Origin of the sequence: Vibrio sp. OPT24, from assembly GCF_015163545.1 — a bacterium.
Classification (GTDB): domain Bacteria; phylum Pseudomonadota; class Gammaproteobacteria; order Enterobacterales; family Vibrionaceae; genus Vibrio; species Vibrio cyclitrophicus.
In genome coordinates this window covers 88878-110804 of sequence record NZ_JADDYI010000015.1, presented here as the reverse complement: position 1 = coordinate 110804, position 21927 = coordinate 88878, and the positions used below count along the sequence as shown (strand labels likewise).

Here is a 21927-nt window from a genome sequence, read left to right as displayed (position 1 = left end):
TCCTTATTTGTAATCTGAACCTGTAGTTACCCAGCCAAGTAAATCATCGATAACTGGCATTATTTTCTCTTTAGGGAGGCTTGCTGAGCGCATTAATTGCCAGCGACTAATTCCTGAACCTGTTTGTGAATTTGCGATGACAGCCATGGTCAGCCGACGAGCTTGAAACTCAAAGACACTTTCTTGGTACTTATTTAAAGCAAAAGATAGCAAGGGTAATAAGTTCAGTTTTTTGCTCACAGAGCCGTAATCATCTAGCTGCTTGAGTAAGAAATTTTTGCTTCTTCGGGGGCCATCAATAGCAGTATCTAATCGCTCAACAACCCTAATAAGCTGCTTAGTTAATGAACGGTCTCTTACTCTCCAATCTACTTTTTTCTGTCTTACATGAGATTGGGATTGATGGGCTTGATTGAAAGCTAATAGCCAATCTCGATCATTTCGGTACAGCCATGAATACAGAGCACCACCACCTGGAAGCTTGCGTGCTTTCTTAATCGAAGTCTTGCCTATTAAGTTACGCCACAGCTCACGTTTCTCTTCACTTGGATTTGGCACAAGGTGAGCATTGTCCTTCGGGAGCGTTATCGTCACTTTACCTTTTGATTTTACTTCTTTTATGATTTCACTAGCCGACATTTCAGGAATAAAAGCAGACCAAACCGTTAAATGCTGTAGATAACTGAAAGCTTTGCGATGGTGGCGAAATATCGTGCGAAGCCAGTGAGTATCTCTATCAGAATTGATGGTTAGCTCAGGGGTAACGATCTTACTTACAATTAAGTCTGCAATCTTATCGTGTGCGATCTGTTTAGTGCCTTTTCCACATCCAAAGTCGTGCGCTAGATGATTGTAGAAAAGACTCCATTGATGCTGAGTCGGGGAACATTGGGCTGGTAAATGCATTACCTGTTGAGCTTTGCTAGCTAAGTAAGCAAACTGCTGCGCTGTTCTATTCTGGTCGTTACATAAAAAGGGCTGACATTGTATTCGGTCACATGCATGATAAGTGTGCCTACTACCATGGTAAGAGGTTGTCGATTGGCTCAGAACCCCATGCTCAGGGCAGTAAGTTAAAGATGGCAAGAACCACAATCTAGACCAATAACTTTCTCCATATTTTTTCTTTTGCTCTGCTATACAAGCTGGGCAAACACGAAAGTTGTCCGATGTTTTTACAATAGAAGCTGGGGATCCTAGCATTAGATGAACAGAACCCCTAGCGCAATGTTCCATTCGCTCCATCGCTCTAATCCTGATACTTTCATCAACAAAAGGAGCGTAAATCGGGAACATTGTATGTTCATAAATAAGCTGTTGGACGTCAAATCGTCCTGTGTTAATTAGCAGCTCTGATATCGAAGACAAATGACTTGGCAGGTCAATTGTCGCAATCACTTTTCTATCACCATACACTTCATCTATCAGTTGTTTCGAGCTTGTTATCGCACTGCGAATTCCAGCTCTAGCCACCAAGCTATAGATTAATTCATCTGGGTAAGGGACAGGGAAGCAACGCAATATTAAACCGCCTTTTCTAACAGTGACTGAATGTCTAGAATCAAACCTGACTTTGACATTGCAGCGTACACTTCGCTTCCAGAATCAGATTGAGAGTGAACAAACCTCAAATCCTCACTATCTAGGGTATGCCATTGCGTCTGTTTAATTGAGGATGCCCTTATACCTTTACTTGGTTTAACCTCTTTTTTCAATTGTAACTGTTCAGGATTGGTGAGTTGCCCATGTACCAGTGGTATTAAACTTATCCATGTCAAATCAGAGTGTTGAACAAATAGCTGTCGTATTACAGGAGCTAAAAGCGTTGAATCAAACTCATCTTTTAGGGCCATATATACACGCCGTTCCTCATCAGTTCTCAGCTGTTGATATGCGAACTCTTCTGGTGTCTGTTGAGCCGTCACAGCAACTTGCTGCTGGAGTTCTAACAACCGTTTATCGGTATCACTTAATTTAAGATCTGAAAACTTGATAATCTCTTCAGGGTCATCTGATCTTAAAGCTGCTAGCATTGGATGGACGGGTTTTAATTCATCTTCGTAAACCTGTTGCATTAATTTAGGCGTGATCCTTTCCACTTTTGTCGCGATTGCTCTCAACTGACACAATACGAATAACTTGACCACAATATCCAGTACACCTTGGCTCAGGTCATACCATAAAGAACGAATTTCATCTGACAATACCTCATCACGTTTTTGTAGCCATTGGAGGGCCCATAACTTATCTGTAAGTGCTTTCCACTCTCTTCCTTCTTCCATTGGGTCCCAAAAAATCGCACCAAGGCCAGAGCCTCTCCTTGCAGATCTCATATCAGCTTCAAATATCTCACGGGCTCGTGGCGTCCCGACCAAAATCACAGGAAGACCAATGGTATTTACTAATGTCACAAAGAAATTGAGCATTTTCTCAGAGCCACCAGAGCGGGAACGGCTTAAATGCTGTATTTCATCAATAATAAGAACACCTACTGCATGAGCATTTGCAACTTGAGCCATTGCAGCCAAGAGTGTTTCAATACTGGGCCTTTTGCTCATCGAGTATTGTCTTTCGTAGTTTGATGTTCCTAATGCCCTATCCATGGCACGAAAAAAGTTCAAGCACAGTTCTTTAAGTGATCCATCATGGGAGCAGTCAATTTTTAAATAAACGACTTGCTCAAGATTTCTGTCAGGGTGGTAAATAACTTGAGGGTATAACGACAAAAGCTGCTTGATCGCTGTTGTTTTGCCATTTCCGCTACATCCAATCAATGTCATGCTTTGAGCTGTAGAACTAACTTCCGTGAATTTTATCGCCTTCAAATCACCGGTTAAAACACGCTCGTAACCATTTTGAATGTGCCTTGCCCAATCTCCTGTTTCAGGGTTTCTTCCAACATAACCACGCCGTATCATCAATGACAGTCGTTCGTGCAACTGTATGTGTTGACTTAGGGGCTGGAAAAAATCATCAATAACACGACAAACACTATGCGCTCTTTCAATGCCATTTCGATGGATATCTTCTGCGGTACACCTTAACGAGCCCTTTAAAGCAATCGAGTCGTCCAGGAAACTATTTATCGGTGGTAATGCCTCTATCAGCGGGTTATTTCGATAAGCTGAGAGTGTTGCTCTTTGATAGACGGCAACTACACGATGATCTTGGCTTTTCTTCATCAGTTATCATCCTCATCATCAAATAGCTCAGGTATGAAGTCAGGCAGTTGATAGCTTTCCTCCTCTCCCTTTATAGGTATCACCGACGCAACTTCTTCTTGTTTAGCCCTCGTTGGTTGTATTGCTAGTTCCTTTCTCTCTTGCTCTCGCGCATTCCGTTTATTTTCTTTAATCTCATTTATCTTTTGTGCGTTGCTCAATGAACTGGTTTTACGATTCTTTTTAGCCTTCTTCAGTTTCTTTTCAAGAAGATCATCAAAATCTCGTTCTACTGGTGCAAATTGATAGCTAGCTTCAGCCAAAGTCTGTTTTTGAGCCGCTTGACGTTCCCATACTTGATACCACGTTAGATCACGGAACTCTCTACTTCGACTTGAAAGATCACAAACCCAAAATGTATTTTTTCCTTCTTCAGGAAACAAATATATGTGATTAGCAGAACCAAGCTCATAAGCTGCAAATAGTTTTTGGGGTCTCGAAACTTCCGAAGAGCGGTGCATCCAACCTGTCTGAATAATTTCTTTTCCTGTATAGGTTAATCCCCATAACTTTACGCCTAACTCGGATACAGTGACTTTTTGACGCGGTAACAGCAGTATCTTTGCAATATCCGTATCGATGGCTCGTAAACGTCCAGTTCGATGTTGAAGTCCCCACTTCCAAAGCTCAATTGGGATCGAGGGAAGGCTTTCTGGCATATCCGGAGCACGATCGTACTTTTCTAACGGTTTGTTTAAGTTGTGAGCAAGTATTGAATAGAGCAATATTTCAACAAAGTCAGACCTTGCCACAGCAGCCTCAACTCTATAATCTTTTTCACCGTGCTTCTTAACCTTGTTACCCGTTACGACACCAGGCATATAGGGCTTAAACTTCGCCTGTAACGTGCCAAATGATCTCTCGACAATACCTTTAGCATCGCCTCTTCGAGGGGGAGCACTCTCAAGCCGAACACCAATAGCGTCAACCAAATAATTTGCTTGGTGGCTCATCAATTCACCGCGATCGGCCAGCAGCACATCGGGAATACCTACGCATGGCCACTGTTCTTCTGAAATATCGATACCAAACTCTGTGCACGCTTTTACTTTGCTATCAAAGCTGCATATCAGTGCTTTCATTGCAACGGGGAAAGATGGGTTATCGAAACCAATGTAAAAACCAGCAACCATACGACTAAAAACATCAATGACCATATAAATAGTCGGCCGACCGATAACCTTGTCTGAGTCGTTGTCATCTACTAAGTAAATATCTGCAATGGTGGCATCAATCTCATATCGACTACCAGGGCCTAAAGCTTGCTCGGTCGCAGTTCCATGTAGTGGCCTAACATCTTTATTGTAATTGCCTTGAGGTGTTTGAACGGTAAGCTTTGTGACCTTGCTATACTCGGTTTTGTAGAAATATCTAAATTGGCGTAGTGTTGGAATTTCATGCTCTTCAACATATGAGTTCTTTAACTTATATGCTTTTGAAAACTTCCTATGTGCATAAGCAACGGAGTTCCCTTTGTCATTCATCAAATATTTATCACAAATAATTCGGAACTGTTTTCTGATTTCTTCAGTTACTTGTTTGCCATCACCGACGCCGTAAACCCTAGACTTTCCAGCTTTATTTTCTGTGAAGTTTCTTCTCTTTCCAGCAGCGCCTGAGTTTTTGTAATCTGGTATTAAGGCATTTTTTGTTTGTCCACGCTGCCAATATCTCCGAACTAAACGATAGATGGTCGATTTGGTTTTATTTGAATTGGCTACCGCATGGCTAACCCTTTTTGCTCGAACCCTTTTGTCAAACGCTCCTTCGTCATCTACGATAGGCTTAATCAAATCAAAGTCGTTGTACCTTTCCTGATAGGCGTTTGACTTTTTGGCCCAAGACTCTCCTTGAAGATATGAATAAGGGTCAGAAATTTTTTCTATACGCCCTTCATCGACCCAGTTGCGGCATTCATCAAAATAGACTCTTTCAGGTAAACCTTTATCCTCATCAATAGCAATCCAATAGAAGTAACTTGTCTCAGTAAAAAGCACGCGGTAAGCCTTACCGTCAAACGATAGAGTTTCGTTAACTTGCCACATTATGATGCCCCCCGAACAAAGATACGCTTCTAAACGCAATTTCTTTCGCTTTCAAACTATGGAATGGTAAACGGATATCGAACGTAATAAGCCTTGCTGCACACATTAAACGAATATCATAAAGTGACTGACCAAGATCTTGCTGGTATGCCATGTCATACTCTTTACAGAGATCTACGACTTTTCTTTCTGGGTGTTGAACAAAATAAGCACTGATATGCTCAAAAGTAAGCGATAGCTCATCCGTTATTACTTCATCAAAGTACCCCTTAACCCCGTATAGCCACTCAATATTCGATACGACTGTTTTGTCTATCTCTTTATCTGTTACGAGGAACCACGGGATTTTTTTGAGCTGCCAATAACGGCGTTCTATTTCAAGCTTTTCAATGGTTCTTGGGTCTTTTAGGTCTTTGGAGTACTTTGCTTGAATCGCAAACTTGGGCTGAGTTTTAGAAGCGGTGTTAACCAAAAAATCTGAGGACATGACAAGGTTTACCCCTCCTTGCGAAGGGTGCCAAAGCTGACCTTCCTTGGAAATTTTGAGAGTGTCATCCCTGTTGAGTGGAAACTGCTCACGAATGTCTGTTACGGCAGGATTATGGTCTAGAAGGAGAAAGACTGCGAACTCAAGATCCGATAGTACATGATGAATCCGGCCAGTTAGGTGAGAGTAGACTCTCTGAGAACGGCCTGCTGAAGGGACCTCATTAACATACAGCCACGGCTTATAATCAGAAAGCTTTCCTGCACCTCGGCCTTCATTTATCCGCTTGATGATTTGCTTTTCAGTTAAAACGTACTTTGATTTTGCCATAACAAAAACCCGGTTAACTTTTAATCAGTTTAACCGGGTTTAAAAAGTTTTCAACTTTAATGTCACAGTTCCAAACTTTAGTGTCATAGTTTCAGACTTTAATGTCTACCGACACTAATTTTCTTAGATGGGCTAACGATTACTCAACCGTTACTGCTTTCGCAAGGTTACGAGGTTGGTCAACATCGGTACCCTTGATTAGCGCTACGTGGTAAGACAACAGCTGCATTGGTACTGTGTAGTAGATAGGTGCTGTTACTTCACTTACGTGAGGCATCTTGATGATCTTCATGTTCTCATCGCTTTCAAAGCCTGCATCTTCATCTGCGAATACGTAAAGTAGACCGCCACGAGCACGTACTTCTTCAACGTTTGATTTCAGCTTCTCTAGCAAGTCGTTGCTTGGTGCAATAACCACAACAGGCATATCTGCATCGATAAGCGCTAGAGGACCGTGCTTAAGCTCACCTGCCGCGTAGGCTTCTGCGTGAATGTAAGAGATCTCTTTCAGCTTAAGAGACGCTTCCATCGCGATTGGGTAGAACTCACCACGACCCAAGAACAGTGTGTGGTGCTTATCTGCAAAATCAGGTGCTAGCGCTTCGATCTCTTTATCAAACGCTAATGCTTTCTCGATATCAGCAGGCAGTTGATGCAGTGCTTGAACGATTTCCGCTTCTTTCTCCTCATTGATGCGACCTTGCAGGCGACCAATTGACGTTACCATCATCAGCATAGCCGCTAGTTGAGTTGTGAAAGCTTTAGTAGAAGCAACACCGATCTCTGTTCCTGCGCGAGTCATGAAGGCAAAATCAGATTCACGAACTAACGAAGAACCTGCAACGTTACAGATAGTCATTGCTGACATGTAACCTTTTTCTTTTGCAAGACGAAGTGCAGCAAGCGTATCAGCCGTTTCACCAGATTGAGACAGAGTTACCAATAGGCTGTTCGGGCGAACAACGAAGTCACGGTAACGGAACTCAGAAGCGATCTCTACGTCACAACTCACGCCAGCTAGAGATTCAAACCAGTAGCGAGCCGCCATACCTGAGTTGTAAGACGTACCACATGCGATGATCTGCACGTGTTCAACCTTGCTTAGGATCTCTTCTGCCTTAACACCAATTGCATTAGTGATAACAGACGTTTCAGAGATGCGACCTTCCATCGTGTTGATTAACGCTGTTGGCTGTTCAAAGATCTCTTTCTGCATGAAGTGACGGTATTGACCTTTATCACCCGCATCGTGTTCTGCATTTGACTCAACGATGTCACGTTCAACACGCTCACCCGCTACATCAAATACCGTAACATCACGACGAGTTACCTCAGCAACATCACCTTCTTCAAGGTACATGAAGCGACGAGTTACACTTAATAGTGCCAATTGATCAGATGCTAGGAAGTTCTCACCAACACCGAAACCGATAACAATCGGGCTACCAGAACGAGCCACAACAATACGGCTAGGATCTTTACGATCAACAGCTACCGTGCCGTATGCACCGTCTAATTGTTTTGCTGTTTTTTGCAGTGCTTCAACCAAAGAGTCTGATGTGCGCAATTCCCACTCAACTAGGTGAGCAATAACTTCAGTATCCGTTTGTGAAGTAAACACGTAACCACGCTCTTGCAATAGAACGCGCAGTGCTTCGTGGTTTTCGATAATGCCATTGTGTACAACGGCAATATCGCCAGACATGTGTGGGTGTGCGTTCGCTTCAGATGGCTCACCGTGTGTCGCCCAACGAGTATGAGCAATACCAGTACCGCCAATCACATGTTGCTCGTCTACTGCGTCTGCTAGCTCTTGCACTTTACCTAGGCGGCGTACACGAGTTAGGTTCGATTCACTATCAACCACAGCAACACCTGCTGAATCATAACCTCGGTATTCTAAGCGGCGAAGGCCTTCTACTAAGATTTCAGCTACATCACGTTGTGCTACTGCACCAACAATTCCACACATAGTTTTACTCCATCAATTTCGTTTATTCCTACTGGCAGCAAGCAAAGGCCATATCTTCAATAGATCAATTATAGGAAGTTAAATGCACAATAATTTAAATTAGGTTTAGGTTGGATCCGTTAGGATCACTCGAACGTCATGTGATTCAATACTTGCTTGGGATTCTTTACCCAAGTCTGTATCTGTTATCAAAATATCGATGTGTTCCCACGCTAGTTCCAAATTAGGGATCTTTCGTCCCACTTTTTCAGACTCAACCATCACGATGACTTCTCGTGACACTTCAGCCATAACTTTGCTCAGACCAATCAATTCATTGAAAGTAGTCGTTCCCCTATCAAGGTCGATACCATCAGCACCGATAAACAATTGGTCAAAATCGTAAGCACGAAGTACCGACTCTGCGACCTTGCCTTGAAAAGAATCCGAATGGGTATCCCAAGTACCACCCGTCATTAATAATGTCGGTTCACTTTCAAGCTCATTAAGCGCATTAGCCACATGCAACGAGTTGGTCATAACAACCAAACCACGCTTAGTATTAAGTTGCTGGATTAAGGCACCTGTCGTACTACCACTATCAATCACAATACGATTATGGTCACGAATCAAATCTGCAGCGGCTTTTGCTAGTGAAATCTTTCGAGTCGAAACTTTTTGACCCAGTTCTTCGTTCACAACCTCTTTCGGTAATGAAATCGCACCACCATAACGGCGTAAAAGCTGACCGTTTTTCTCTAAAGACGCTAAGTCCTTTCTAATAGTGACTTCTGAGGTTTCAAACTTAGCGGATAATTCATCAACACTAACCTCCCCCTTTTCATTCACTAGGTTAGAAATTGCATGTCTTCTAAGCTGGGTGTTTCGTTTCGACATTTAAAAAAGGCCAATAAGTTTCGATATGAAACATATTATAGTTACAACGAAACTATTTAGTCCATTTATTTTGATCCAAAAAATTAATAAATAGCGATGAAACCTTGTCCTAAGACAATTGTTAAGCAGTGATATTGAAGTCATTAGGTGGTAGAATCCGCACCCGAAAAGAAAAAAAATTACAGAACTGACCGTTATTTTTCTGCAACTTTCACCTGATATGTTGGTGTAAGTCACAGAAACACGACGTTGAATCAAAATCTTTTAGTCATAAAATGACTAAAATTGATGAAAGACTTACAACTCTGAAGGACATATTGGAAGTCCCACGCTTTTACACAACAGGCACAAAATGTTGATGTAGCGGGCCAATCTTCAGAACTTAAATAAATTTCAAATTGTAACAATACTTACCGGAGAGTACCTTCCATGAAAAAGACCAAAATCGTATGTACGATTGGCCCTAAAACTGAATCTGTAGAGAAGCTAACTGAACTAGTAGATGCTGGCATGAACGTTATGCGTCTTAACTTCTCTCACGGTGACTTCGCAGAGCACGGCACTCGTATCGCGAACTTCCGTACAGTAATGGAAAACAAAGGTGAGCAACTTGCTATCCTTCTAGATACTAAAGGTCCTGAAATCCGTACTATCAAGCTTGAAGATGGTAACGACGTAGATCTAGTAGCTGGTCAAGAGTTCACTTTCACAACTGACGCAACAGTTGTTGGTAACAAAGACGTAGTAGCAGTAACTTACCTAGGTTTCGCTAAAGACCTAACTGCAGGTAACACAATCCTTGTTGATGACGGCCTAATCGAAATGGAAGTTATCGCAACAACAGAAACTGAAGTTAAGTGTAAAGTTCTTAACAACGGTGCTCTAGGCGAAAACAAAGGTGTTAACCTTCCTGGCGTATCTGTTCAACTTCCAGCTCTTTCTGAGAAAGACAAAGCTGACCTTAAGTTTGGTTGTGAGCAAGGCGTTGATTTCGTAGCTGCTTCTTTCATCCGTAAAGAAGACGACGTTAAAGAAATCCGTGAGCTTCTAAACGCTAACGGTGGCGAAAACATCCACATCATTTCTAAGATTGAAAACCAAGAAGGTGTAGATAACTTCGATTCAATCCTTGAAGCTTCTGATGGCATCATGGTTGCACGTGGTGACCTAGGTGTTGAAATCCCAGCAGAAGAAGTAATCTTCGCTCAGAAAATGATGATTGAGAAGTGTAACCGTGCACGTAAGATGGTTATCACAGCAACTCAAATGCTTGACTCTATGATCAGCAACCCACGTCCAACTCGTGCAGAAGCGGGTGACGTTGCGAACGCAATTATGGATGGCACTGATGCTGTAATGCTTTCTGGTGAAACTGCTAAAGGTAAGTACCCAGTTGAAGCTGTTACTATCATGGCTCAAATCGCGAACCGCACTGATTCAGCTCTTAAAGCTGAGCTAGGTTCTCGTCTAGACAGCCCACGTCTACGCATCACTGAAGCAGTATGTAAAGGTGCTGTAGACACAGCAGAGAAGCTAGCTGCTCCTCTAATCGTTGTTGCAACTGAAGGCGGTAAGTCTGCACGTTCAGTACGTAAGTACTTCCCAACAGCAAACATCCTTGCTCTAACAACTAACGAAAAGACAGCTGCACAGCTAGTTCTTACTAAAGGTGTTAAACCAGTTCTTGTTGACTCTATCGAGAACACAGACACGTTCTACATCAACGGTAAAGAAATCGCTCTACAATCTGGCCTAGGTAACAAAGGCGATATCGTAGTAATGGTTTCTGGCGCTCTAGTGGCTTCTGGTACTACAAACACGGCATCTGTTCACGTTCTATAAGAATGAACCGATTCGCATAAAAATATAAAAGAGGGCTTCGGCCCTCTTTTTTTATGAAACAAATCTTGCCTAACTTTTCAGTACGCTATATTATCAAAAAAGATAGAACTACGTACTGTTAATATCCAATGGCTCTTTCCAAGAGATGGATTAGCAGACTAGAAATCAAATATACATGAGGTTTGTAATGTCTAGTCCTACTCTCACTGACAAAGTATCAAAGATGATTCGCCAAGATATTCTCAACGGTGAATTAACCCCAGGTCAAAAGCTCGTTGTTGCTGATCTAAAAAATAGATACAACGTTGGTGCATCTCCAATTCGTGAAGCCCTAGTGCAATTGTCTTGGAGTAAATACGTCAAACTAGAGCCACAAAAAGGCTGTTGGGTTTCTCCTGTTTCAAAGAAAGAACTCAATGATCTTTACGAAAGCCTTCGTGTTGTCTCTTCTGTTTTACTTAAAAAAGCGATTTCTGCAGGCGATGAAAGCTGGGAACTAGAAGTACTGACGTCTTACCATAAACTGTCACGCGTCCAACATGTATCAGAAGAGTTTGATTGTGTTGAGTGGGAAGAACGCCACCAACGATTTCATGCAGCATTGCTCGAAGGTGCAGACTCAGAGAACATGTTTAAGTTCTTTGACGACCTGATTAACCAAGTAAAGCGCTACCGTTTTCTAGCTATGTCAGCAGAAACTGTCGCTGATGATCTGTTCAATATTGATGAACACGAAATGATCATGAAGTTAGTATTGGCTAAAAATATTGAACAAGCGACAGAACTACTCGATCAGCATTTACTAGGCTCAATGAAACGTATTGAAGAGATTATCGAAGCCGCATAATACAAAAATAAGCTTTGATCATATAAAAACGGAGCCTAATAGCTCCGTTTTTTGTTTCCAGCATTACAACTGAACTACCACCCAAAAAACTCTTTATGATGAGTATTGAGCAGCACAACCATAGGTAAAAAATACAACGCACTGAGTTGAAAACCAAGAATGGCCAATGCACCTATAGTTAATCTCACTAAAAAATCGACAAACATACCACGCCTCTTTTAACCAGACAGTATGATCCCCAAACTCTTGCTCCTGCTAACCTAATTCTACTGCTGCCAATCAATTAATTGATAAGGCTAGATAACCAGTTGAATTACGTTAACGGTGTCGTCCTTTACATCTGGTAAACACTTTAATTTACTGTTCCGCTCTATACGGTCCAATTCGAAGCAAGGTAGTTTACTTATCGTTCAGTTTAGCTCAAATTATCACCAACATTAGACTTTAGTCTAACTGTAAGGATTTCGTGACACAGATCGCTCAAAAGTGAGATTCATAGAAATAGCACCTACCAAAGTGCTGGTTATGACGAGAAAAAGTCGAGTTAAAGTTGGGATCAAAGCGTGGATCTCATGTAGGGTTTAAGAGCGGCGTTAAGGCGTTAGACAGATCGAGAGTAGGCGATTATCTACTTGTTTGGTCTACTGAACCAATAAGATAACTACGCCACATCAGCATGACTTGGACACATTGAAACAGTATTACGCCCAGACGATTTTGAGTCATAAAGCCCGACATCAGCGCATTTATATGAACGAGTGCTGTTACTCGTTAAATCCGTAAAGCCAACGCTCACTGTCACTTTAGTACCAACAGACAGTTCTATCTCTATTCGCAAGCGATCCAATACACGTTGAGCTTCAGATAATGAAGTGTGTGGCATCAGAAGGGCAAACTCTTCACCACCGACCCTAGCAACAAAGTCAGTACTACGAAGACTGTCTTGCAGAATCTTAGCAACACAAGCAATCACACGGTCACCTTCATCATGGCCAAGCTCGTCGTTAATTCGCTTAAAGTTATCGATATCGACTAAGGCTAAACAAGTGGTCGCTTCATTAGGGTAACGCTCGACCAAACGAGAATAATACGCGAGCTGTTCTTCGAACTTACGTCGGTTCCAAAGGTTACTCAAAGAGTCTCTCTCACTGAGTACACGCAAACGCACTTCAAGCTCTTTTCTGACAGAAATATCGACTAAGGAAGTAATATAATAGCTGACCTTTCCAGAGCTATTTTTAACCGCTTGGACTCTCATGATCGCGGTGAAAGGAATACGCAGTTTGTTCTTACACTCTACTTCACCTTCCCAGACTTCTTCTTGCTCTAAATGACTCCAGATATCAGAACTTGAGAGCACTTGGTCGGTATTCTCAAGCAATAGCTGCAATGCATTCTTTCCGATAACTTGAGTTTTGCTGTACCCAGTCATGTTCTCAAATTCGTTATTGATCATCATAGTACGGTGGTGCCTATCTGAGATCATCACAGCGGACATACCATTCAAAGCGGCGCGCGCCAACTTACTCTCTAAACTACGACGTCGATAATGAGTCACTAAATAAGCAAACGGGAACGCAAAAACCAGTACCGTCAGTAACACAAACACCTCTTCTTGAGAGAGGTCACTTAGGCTTTGTTCAGCCCTATCCATCAATTGCTTCTGATCAAGATGGATCAGTAGATGGATTTTTTGATTATTGGCGAGCATAACGGTGTTAAACGCAAACAAATTACCATCTTCGAAAACGTACCCTATCTGATCGCTACTGATTGCTTGCCACGTTTTCGGGGCAATATTTTTCAGGTTGTGCCCTTTCCTTTCAGAAATAGCATCACCAAATAGCTTATTACTATTGCTGCTTGCGATGTAGTAGCCCGCCTCATTAATGACTTCGGCTCTTAAGTCATTGTCTGGTGAAAAACTAAGACGTGACGATAATCCCCATACATCGAGGTTGATAACAAGATAGCCAACTCGCTTCTCTGGTGTTTCCACAGGCGTAAATACGCGGATTACTGGCATATAGGGGAAAGTTAGCTCACCGTGCTCCGTTTCAAGCTCAATTCCCCAGCCGCCAATTTGTTCGGCCTCTAAGTTTTGAGCATGTTGGAAATAGCTTGAATCAGACTTGTTTTGTAACTCTTCTGGGATTGTCACCTTTCCAGTGTCTGACGAGTAATTCACTCGAACTAGCTCTTTACCAGTGATATCCAATAAGTGAATCTGGGTATACCATTTCTGATTGACGAGAACAGATTGCCAGACCTCTTCGAGTAGATCTTTGGTTCGTTCCGACGGAGATTCGGCAAAATTGACAAGACTTTGGCTTTGGCTGAGCAGCCCCATTACTGAAACTAATTGAGTCTTAAGCAGATCGTAATCTCGCTTGGCATAAACGAGTTGATGGACAGCTTGTTTCGCTGAGTAGTCGAAGCTCTGCTGTTTAACTTCTTTGTAGCGCTGTAAGTAATAAAGGGCAACGGCAGAACAGAGTGTGATTGAGATAATTAGTAATGTAATTATTGATTTTTTATTTCTCATTACTAGCTCAGGAGGAAAAATAGAGCGGAGGATTATAGCACTCTATAAAATTAACAAAATAAAAGCCGCCTAAAAAAGCGGCTTAAAAGCTGTTTTTAAAAGATTTATTGTTTAGGCTTTCAACGCTCGCTCACCGCGAGCAATACCAACAACACCGCTTCTAGCGACTTCAAGCACTTCTGTTACTTCAGACAATGCCTGAATGAAGGCATCAAGTTTCTCGCTAGTACCAGCCATTTGAACCGTGTACTGAGACGCGGTTACATCCACAATCTGTCCACGGAAAATATCTGCGGTACGTTTAACTTCAGCACGAGCAAAACCACTCGCACGTACTTTTACCATCAATAATTCACGTTCAATGTGCTCAAGTTCAGAGACTTCTTGTACTTTCAGTACATCGATAAGCTTATGTAGCTGTTTCTGGATCTGCTCAAGCTGCATTTCGCTTGAATTAGTGGTGACGTTCAAACGAGAAAGTGTTGGATCATCGGTCGGAGATACATTCAAAGACTCAATGTTATAGCCACGCTGAGAAAACAGACCAACCACTCGAGAAAGTGCACCAGGTTGGTTTTCCATTAATAGTGAAATAATGTGTCTCATATTATGTTCTCTCCGTTTTACTTAGCCACATGTTGTCCATACCCTCGCCTTTGATCTGCATTGGGTATACGTGCTCGGTGTCATCCACACTGATATCGACAAATACCAAACGGTCTTTCATCGCTAGTGCTTTTTCCAAACCTGATTCCAGTTCATCCGGAGATGAAATACGCATACCAACATGGCCATAAGCCTCGGCAATTGCAGCGAAATCAGGAACAGAGTCCATATATGAATTAGAGTAACGACCTTGATAAACAATGTCTTGCCACTGTTTTACCATGCCTAAGAAACGGTTGTTAAGGTTAATAATCTTAACTGGAATATTGTATTGCAGTGCAGTCGACAGCTCTTGGATATTCATTTGAATACTGCCGTCACCAGTTACTACAACCACCTCTTCATCTGGTTTAGCAAACTTAACGCCCATACCTGCAGGTAGACCAAAACCCATCGTGCCTAGACCACCGGAGTTAATCCAACGGCGTGGCTTGTTAAACGGGTAATACAAAGCAGCAAACATTTGGTGTTGGCCTACATCAGAAGCAACATAAGCATCGCCATTGGTTACTTTATGAAGTGTTTCAATAACTTGTTGTGGCTTAATTCTCTCAGATGATTTCTCATAAGCTAAACAGTCGCGTTCTTGCCACTGTTTAATTTCACTCCACCAGCTTTCCATCGCTTGCGCATCGTTACTTCCACCTTGTTCAACAAGCAGGTTGACCATGCTCTCTAGAACTTTCTCCGCTGAGCCTACAATCGGTAGGTCCACTTTCACGTTCTTAGAGATAGAAGATGGATCGATATCAATGTGCATGATCTTCGCATCAGGGCAGTACTTATCCAGGTTATTGGTCGTTCGATCATCGAAACGCACGCCAATACCAAAGATCAAATCTGCGTTGTGCATTGCCATGTTGGCTTCATACAAACCGTGCATGCCCAACATACCCAAAGAGTTTCTATGGGTGCCCGGAAAAGCGCCAAGCCCCATTAGGGTGCTAACCACGGGTAAATTCAATGCCTCTGCTAATGTTAACAGTGGCTTATCAGCCTCAGAAATAACCGCACCACCACCGACATAAAGTACTGGCTTCTTCGCTTCAAGGAGTGCTTTTAATGCTTTCTTGATTTGACCTTTATGACCCGTAACCGTTGGGTTATACGAACGCATCTTCAGCGTTTCTGGGTATTCATAAGGAAGCTTGATTTGTGGGTTTAAAATGTCTTTAGGCAGATCAATAACCACAGGACCAGGACGTCCTGTCGTTGAAATATAGAATGCTTTTTTAACGACTTCAGGGATATCTTCCGCTTTCTTCACGAGGAAGCTGTGCTTAACGATCGGACGGGATACGCCCACGATGTCACACTCTTGAAAGGCGTCGTTACCAATAAGGTTATTTGGTACGTTACCAGAAATAACAATCATTGGGATTGAGTCCATGTAGGCTGTTGCGATACCAGTAACGGTATTGGTTGCGCCTGGACCAGAACATACCAGTACTACACCAGGTTTACCGGTAGAACGAGTATAGCCATCGGCCATATGGGTCGCGGCTTGTTCGTGTCTTACTAATACGTGTTTAATTTCAGCAGTTTTAGCATGCAGTGCATCATAGATATCAAGTACAGAACCACCTGGGTAACCAAAGATTTGTTCTACACCCTCTTCAATTAGAGACTGCACCACCATCTCAGCGCCGGATAACATTGCTGTTTCAGGTTTTGTTGTCATATTGCTCTCCTCATCAGTTTCCAATCATATTTGGTGAACATGTTGGGCTGATTTTTCATAGTCTAGGGCTTATTCGTAGCCTAATTCGAAATACTTCCACTTTTTCGGCTATGGCTGTCTGTAGTGATAACAACAAACAGTAATACGAAACAACTTTAACGCTTTATTATCATCTGGTCTAACACCTGTTATCTGACAATCGTGGTAAAAAACCAACTATCAGCTCAAAGCATTAAATAAAACCTAAACTAAGCCCATTAAATAGCTATAACAACTAGATTGACCAACAAAAAAAGCACTTAATATTTAAATGAATCGCTATTTATCTATAAATAACAGCTTAATCAGTGTGCGCTTTCGCACATTGTGTTGGATCGCTAGACACAAAAAATCCCCCTAAAAATGCAATCACATTCGTAGGGGGATTTTTGAACAACTGAAAATTTATCTAAGCAGAAAACTACTTATCTTTAGGCTTTTCATTGTACATTTCTTCGATTTCGTCTTGATACTTATCGTTGATAACTTTACGACGCAATTTCTGAGTCGGTGTCAGTTCACCATCATCCATAGAAAATGCTTTTGGCAGCAGTTTGAATTTCTTTACTTGCTCAAACTTAGCCAGTTCTTGCTGTAGGTTATTCACACGTTTCTCTAGCATCTCGATAATTTGGTGATGCTTAACAAGCTCAACGCGGTCATGATATTTGATATTAAGCTCTTTGGCATACTCTTCTAGAGAGTCATAACAAGGAACAATCAGAGCTGAAACGAATTTGCGTGTATCAGCGATAACGGCTATCTGTTCGATAAAATGATCTTTACCAATCGCGCCTTCAACCACTTGTGGGGCAATGTACTTACCGCCAGAGGTCTTCATCAATTCTTTGATACGATCAGTAATGAACAGGTTACCATTTTCATCAAAATGACCCGCATCGCCGGTTTTCAGGAAGCCATGCTCGTCAAACGTGTTAGCGGTCTCTTCTGGCATCTTGTAGTAACCACGCATCACCATTGGACCACGAACAAGAATCTCGTCCTTAGCACCAATTTTTACTTCAGCACCCGGCATCGACATACCAATCGAATCAGGGTTAAAACAGCGGTCATCCCAGCACGATACTGTTGCCGTGGTTTCTGTCATGCCGTAGCCAAGTTTTACGTTGATTCCGATAGCATGGAAGAAGCGACCAATGGTTTCATCAAGCTTCGCGCCACCACATGGCATGAAGTTGATATTACCGCCTAGCAGAGCTCTCAATTTAGATAGCACAAGTTTATCGGCTAAAGCATGACTCTTCTTCAGCATAAACGATGGAGTACGACCTTCTTGGTGACAAACAGAAAGCTTTGCTCCCATGTTCACCGCCCAAGTAAACAGCACCTTACGGATAAACGGTGCTTTTGATACCTTCTCGTGAATCGCTGAGAAAATCTTCTCGTAGAAACGTGGAACTGCACACATTACTGTCGGTTTCACATCGCTTAGAGCATCACGCACTTGCATCGTATCTTGTAGGTAACAGTTGGTTGCACCTTTATAGAGGGCATAGAAAGTCCAAGCGCGCTCAAACACATGTGACAAAGGTAAGAAACACAGTGATACATCATCTTTAGTCAAGCTGAGACGTTCATCGTGACCTTTTAATTGATAGCCAATATTGGTGTAATCAAGCATCACACCTTTTGGTTGGCCTGTCGTGCCAGAGGTATAAATAAGGGTCAGTAAGTCATCCATGCTTGCATCAGCCAAACGAACGTCAAGTTCAACTTGTTGAGCTTCAACACCACGTGCCATGAAATCTTGCCACGATACGGCAAAGCTGTGTTCTTGAATGTTGATATCATTAGACATCGCCACAACAACTTCCAGCTGTTCGCACTCTTCAAAGAGGCTAACCGCAGCATCGAATTGAGCTTGCTCACCAACGAATAAGATCTTCACATCCGCATTTTGGATAATGTAAGAAGACTGCGCAGCAGTATTGGTTGGATAAATCGGCACAGTGACAAGACGAGCCTGCAAAGATGCGAAATCTGCCACAGTCCACTGAGGCATATTGTTGGAAAAGATACCGATCTTATCTTGAACTCTCAATCCTTGAGCCAATAGTGCTAATGAAAGCGTATCGATCTGCTGTCCAAACTGCTCCCAGCTAATACCTTGCCATACATTGTCGACTTTGTGCTTCAAAGCTGTACGGTTGCCGCCTTGGGCAATTTGGTCACGAAGTCTTTTTACGATATGAAAATCTAAATTGGCCATCTCTTTACCTTTGGCTTACACCTGTAAGCTTTTTTGAGCGCACAAGTGTACCTCCGATCATAGAAAAGGCAACTGACGAAGCTCAAAGTTATAAGTAATAGTACGTCTCACGCTAAGTTTTCTATCAACAAAAATAGCAGGTACAAAAAAGCCCTAAGCCAGACTCCCAGCTCAGGGCTTATAAATCATAGGGATTAGTGTCTAGTTAAGTGCCACTACTTCGCCACAGATCATCATTAACTGATCTCGTAACCAAATGTGTCCTTTATCCTTTTCACTTGATTCGTGCCAGCTTAGGAAGCCTGAAATTGCCGCATTATCGAATGGGAAATCTAGAATCTGAAGCTGCTCTTTATTTGCTGCATGTTCTACCATCCAACGAGGTGCAATCGTCACTAATTCAGATTGACCAACAACGTAAAGAACGTTGCTCAAGCTCGTACCTTCGTAGAAAGGCGTGCAATCTAGGTCACGGTAAGCTTGCTCAGAGAAGCTACGTTGACCGTGAATGCGAGACAATTTTGCGTGCTTTTCATTCAACAACTCAGTTGCTGAAACTTCACCATTAATTCGAGGGTGAGAAGCAGAAGCAACCACAACCAATTCATCTTGGAAGATTTCAGTGCTTGAGAAACCTTGCTCATCAAAACGAGCGTAATCAATCACGAAGTCGATTTCTTGGTAACGCATACGCTCAGAAAGCTGACGATCGAACTCTGCATCCATATGCAGCTTAACGCTAGGTGCTTGGTCGTTGATTGTCGACATAATCTTAGGAGCAAAACGCATATCACAAGGGCTACAAATCGCAAGTTTGAACAGGCGAGAAGACGACTCTGGCGAGAACACAGAACTTGGTAGTTCGTTGCGTACTAACTGCAGTGCTTGGCGGATTGGGCCAAACAGTTGACGAGCACGTTGAGTTGGTTGAATACCACGACCTTGACGCATGAATAGTTCGTCGTTAAACATCACTTTTAGACGAGCAACAGCGTTACTTACAGCAGGCTGAGACATGCCCAGGTTGTGAGCTGCACGTGTAATGTTTTGCTCTTGCATAACTGCATCAAATACAGTCAAAAGATTTAAGTCGACTCCACGAAGTGTGCTTTCCATTCTGTAGCTTGCAATTGCACTCATTGCGTCTTTTTTCTCTAACATTCAAGTTGCCTCTAGTCGCTTCGACAGCGTTAAATTGGTAATGGTATGGCAATAGATAACCACTAATTCTTATATTTACCAGACCGATACTTTTCGGATTGCCATTACTATTAACCAATACATCTCGAGCTACCAACAAGATTGATAAAGAATAATTTAATTTTACCTTAATGATTAAATAACATTTTAAAATCATGTATTTATGGAGTTATAAAAAAACATAAAATAAGACATTTATGAGTTTCATTTCGACTTATTTAGCTGTTCTATCGTTCAGTTACATTTGTTACAATTTATTGAACTCATGAATTGTTTAGCTAGTTAATTCAAAAACTCCACTTATGAATCAGGTTAACGATGCATAACTAGGAAAATCCACCTTATCCCAAAGCTGTTTACTTAAGGCATCTTGGTCAGACCAATTCCCCGCTAAAACCCACTCAACGAGTGCACTTGCCACGTCGGGATAGGTCACTATTTCTGCCTGTTTTTCATTGAGCCAGCTACGTAAAATAGCCGCATCTAAAAAGCTCATCGTTTGTGCCAACCCCAGAGCTTCTAGCGTGGCGACATTGCTTTGTTGTTCGAACTGCCCATCAAGCGGTTTGAGAAGCAACTTTTTACCCAAAGTTAAGGCTTCTGATGGCAATTCGAAGCCACCGTTAGCGACCACACCAGAGCACTGATTCAGGTCAAATTGGAAGCCTGCATGACTGAGTGGTTTGAACTCAATATTTTCGACTCGACTGTGCTCAATAACATTGGGGTGATAACAGATAAAATGATGAGAAATGAACTTCATCAACAACTCCGAAATCGCCTCAAGATCTTCAAACGGTAAATAAACCAAAGTGAAATTTTGTGGCGCTGTCGTTTGTTCATGATGAGTCAGCGTGTGAACTATAGGAGGTAATATGGGTTGCTCAAAGTGATACCAATGAAGACCAATAGAGTGCTCTGTTGGCGCGAAGTACTGAATCACTGAATGTTCAATCCAGTTTCCTCCTTCTTTAGGCACATCGTAGCGGAACGCATTTTGGTGGCTTATGCCAATACATGGTACACCCTGTCTCTTAGCCGCCCATGCAGTCACAGGTTCAAAGTCATTAAGCACTAAGTCATAAGGCATCAGATCGATCTGGTTAATTTCACGCATAAATCGCCAGATATTATTCTTGATGAATGTTTTACCGTACTTAACCTGCCCTTGCTCACTGAAAAAAGTTAAGCCATCGCGGGTTTGATAGTTCCCAAACTCTTCCATTGAGAAGTACTTGCTCTCATCTCGTCCTGAGAATAGGAAGTCGACATCGATATTTTGTTGGCGAAAAGCCACCGCCATTGCTCTTGCACGAGCGATATGACCATTCCCTGTACCTTGTACGCCATATAATATTTTCATGGGTGTTCCTTTAGGTTTGAGCTTAAGCTCGGCAACGACTGACAAAAGTGATTACAAAATGAAGCTGATGGCTAGGCTAGTACAAGCTACCCCCAAGACAGCGCCAATTAGCACATCCGTTAAAAAGTGCACACCAAGCAAGATTCGCGAGCCCGCAATCGCTGCAGCCCAAATCAAACTAAAGAGATACAAGCTTGGATAGAAATGTCCGATTAAGGTCGCCATAACAAAAGCAGCAGCCGAATGTCCAGATGGAAGGCTGTATTTGTCAGATGGAACGATATGGGAGTAAAGCAGTGAAGAGAATTCAGCTGGTCTGCGACGCTTGAGGGTATTTTTGGCAAACCAGTAAATAGGTAACTCGATTGCAAAGGCAGTTAAGCCCACCAAGAGAAAATCTCGGCCAGCATTGCTATCCACCAACAGCGCGACCAGAGCAATCAAAATGTAAAGGTGTCCATCTCCAGTATGAGATATCGCTTTACTCAGCGTTGCATGTTGCCCGCTATAACGACTCTTCAAACAGAAAACAGAAAATGCCACATCCCAGCGGACAATAGGTTCGATAGTACGCATACGATCT

At 42.4% G+C, this 21927-nt stretch carries 15 protein-coding genes; 2 read left to right on the top strand and 13 right to left on the bottom strand.

The window, feature by feature from the left end; genetic code table 11:
- Positions 1-3 precede the first annotated feature (3 nt).
- The 6 genes from IQO02_RS04070 to IQO02_RS04045 all read right to left on the bottom strand — a co-directional run bounded on the left by IQO02_RS04070 (position 4) and on the right by IQO02_RS04045 (position 8931).
- Positions 4-1521 (bottom strand): TnsD family Tn7-like transposition protein, encoded by a 1518-nt coding sequence (locus IQO02_RS04070; RefSeq protein ID WP_193838502.1) that lies wholly within the window; start codon positions 1519-1521, stop codon positions 4-6.
- Positions 1522-1523: 2 nt separating this feature from the next.
- Positions 1524-3182, bottom strand: a complete 1659-nt coding sequence (locus IQO02_RS04065; RefSeq protein WP_193838501.1) for an AAA family ATPase — start codon at positions 3180-3182, stop codon at positions 1524-1526.
- Positions 3182-5266 (bottom strand): DDE-type integrase/transposase/recombinase, encoded by a 2085-nt coding sequence (locus tag IQO02_RS04060; protein WP_193838500.1) that lies wholly within the window; start codon positions 5264-5266, stop codon positions 3182-3184. The genes IQO02_RS04065 and IQO02_RS04060 overlap by 1 nt, the downstream gene beginning before the upstream one ends.
- Positions 5253-6083 (bottom strand): TnsA endonuclease N-terminal domain-containing protein, encoded by an 831-nt coding sequence (locus IQO02_RS04055; RefSeq protein WP_193838499.1) that lies wholly within the window; start codon positions 6081-6083, stop codon positions 5253-5255. Before IQO02_RS04055 ends, IQO02_RS04060 begins: the two co-directional genes overlap by 14 nt.
- Before the next feature lie 139 nt (positions 6084-6222).
- A complete protein-coding gene (gene glmS, locus IQO02_RS04050; protein WP_016767767.1) occupies positions 6223-8055 on the bottom strand; it encodes a glutamine--fructose-6-phosphate transaminase (isomerizing) in 1833 nt (610 codons plus the stop codon).
- A 105-nt stretch (positions 8056-8160) separates the two neighbouring features.
- Positions 8161-8931, bottom strand: a complete 771-nt coding sequence (locus tag IQO02_RS04045) for a DeoR/GlpR family DNA-binding transcription regulator (protein WP_010434523.1) — start codon at positions 8929-8931, stop codon at positions 8161-8163.
- A gap of 429 nt (positions 8932-9360) precedes the next feature.
- Here IQO02_RS04045 and pykF point away from each other — a divergent pair, with 429 nt between their 5' ends.
- Both pykF and IQO02_RS04035 read left to right on the top strand, forming a co-directional pair.
- Positions 9361-10773 carry a pyruvate kinase PykF gene (gene pykF, locus IQO02_RS04040; protein ID WP_010434521.1) on the top strand — a complete coding sequence of 471 codons (1413 nt, stop codon included), beginning with the start codon at positions 9361-9363 and terminating at the stop codon, positions 10771-10773.
- 175 nt (positions 10774-10948) lie between these two features.
- Positions 10949-11620: a GntR family transcriptional regulator gene (locus tag IQO02_RS04035; protein ID WP_080572722.1), complete on the top strand. Its 672-nt coding sequence runs from the start codon at positions 10949-10951 to the stop codon at positions 11618-11620.
- A gap of 661 nt (positions 11621-12281) precedes the next feature.
- On the opposite strand, the gene IQO02_RS04030 is transcribed toward IQO02_RS04035, so the two are convergent.
- From IQO02_RS04030 to IQO02_RS04000, 7 genes are all read right to left on the bottom strand, one after another.
- Entirely contained in the window at positions 12282-14165 is a 1884-nt protein-coding gene (locus tag IQO02_RS04030; RefSeq protein ID WP_016788294.1) for a diguanylate cyclase, read from the bottom strand.
- Positions 14166-14276: 111 nt separating this feature from the next.
- Complete coding sequence (gene ilvN / locus IQO02_RS04025; RefSeq protein WP_008219984.1) at positions 14277-14771, bottom strand: acetolactate synthase small subunit; 495 nt, start codon at positions 14769-14771, stop codon at positions 14277-14279.
- Between the two features lies 1 nt (position 14772).
- Entirely contained in the window at positions 14773-16512 is a 1740-nt protein-coding gene (locus tag IQO02_RS04020; protein WP_016788295.1) for an acetolactate synthase 3 large subunit, read from the bottom strand.
- A 460-nt stretch (positions 16513-16972) separates the two neighbouring features.
- Complete coding sequence (locus IQO02_RS04015; protein WP_010434506.1) at positions 16973-18781, bottom strand: AMP-dependent synthetase/ligase; 1809 nt, start codon at positions 18779-18781, stop codon at positions 16973-16975.
- Between the two features lie 201 nt (positions 18782-18982).
- A complete protein-coding gene (leuO, locus tag IQO02_RS04010; RefSeq protein WP_010434501.1) occupies positions 18983-19942 on the bottom strand; it encodes a transcriptional regulator LeuO in 960 nt (319 codons plus the stop codon).
- A 346-nt stretch (positions 19943-20288) separates the two neighbouring features.
- Entirely contained in the window at positions 20289-21344 is a 1056-nt protein-coding gene (locus IQO02_RS04005) for an MJ1255/VC2487 family glycosyltransferase (protein ID WP_016767771.1), read from the bottom strand.
- Between the two features lie 51 nt (positions 21345-21395).
- Positions 21396-21920, bottom strand: coding sequence for a phosphatase PAP2 family protein (locus tag IQO02_RS04000; protein ID WP_193838498.1), 525 nt, complete (start codon positions 21918-21920; stop codon positions 21396-21398).
- Between the last annotated feature and the right edge of the window lie 7 nt (positions 21921-21927).

Excerpts from the sequence above, each read along its gene's own strand:
- glmS (WP_016767767.1), bottom strand. The coding sequence starts at position 8,055 with ATGTGTGGAATTGTTGGTGCAGTAGCACAACGTGATGTAGCTGAAATC.
- IQO02_RS04055 (WP_193838499.1), bottom strand. The coding sequence starts at position 6,083 with ATGGCAAAATCAAAGTACGTTTTAACTGAAAAGCAAATCATCAAGCGG.
- IQO02_RS04015 (WP_010434506.1), bottom strand. The coding sequence starts at position 18,781 with ATGGCCAATTTAGATTTTCATATCGTAAAAAGACTTCGTGACCAAATT.
- IQO02_RS04020 (WP_016788295.1), bottom strand. The coding sequence starts at position 16,512 with ATGACAACAAAACCTGAAACAGCAATGTTATCCGGCGCTGAGATGGTG.
- IQO02_RS04060 (WP_193838500.1), bottom strand. The coding sequence starts at position 5,266 with ATGTGGCAAGTTAACGAAACTCTATCGTTTGACGGTAAGGCTTACCGC.
- ilvN (WP_008219984.1), bottom strand. The coding sequence starts at position 14,771 with ATGAGACACATTATTTCACTATTAATGGAAAACCAACCTGGTGCACTT.
- IQO02_RS04065 (WP_193838501.1), bottom strand. The coding sequence starts at position 3,182 with ATGAAGAAAAGCCAAGATCATCGTGTAGTTGCCGTCTATCAAAGAGCA.
- leuO (WP_010434501.1), bottom strand. The coding sequence starts at position 19,942 with ATGTTAGAGAAAAAAGACGCAATGAGTGCAATTGCAAGCTACAGAATG.
- IQO02_RS04030 (WP_016788294.1), bottom strand. The coding sequence starts at position 14,165 with ATGAGAAATAAAAAATCAATAATTACATTACTAATTATCTCAATCACA.
- IQO02_RS04045 (WP_010434523.1), bottom strand. The coding sequence starts at position 8,931 with ATGTCGAAACGAAACACCCAGCTTAGAAGACATGCAATTTCTAACCTA.
- IQO02_RS04035 (WP_080572722.1), top strand. The coding sequence starts at position 10,949 with ATGAGGTTTGTAATGTCTAGTCCTACTCTCACTGACAAAGTATCAAAG.
- pykF (WP_010434521.1), top strand. The coding sequence starts at position 9,361 with ATGAAAAAGACCAAAATCGTATGTACGATTGGCCCTAAAACTGAATCT.
- IQO02_RS04005 (WP_016767771.1), bottom strand. The coding sequence starts at position 21,344 with ATGAAAATATTATATGGCGTACAAGGTACAGGGAATGGTCATATCGCT.
- IQO02_RS04000 (WP_193838498.1), bottom strand. The coding sequence starts at position 21,920 with ATGCGTACTATCGAACCTATTGTCCGCTGGGATGTGGCATTTTCTGTT.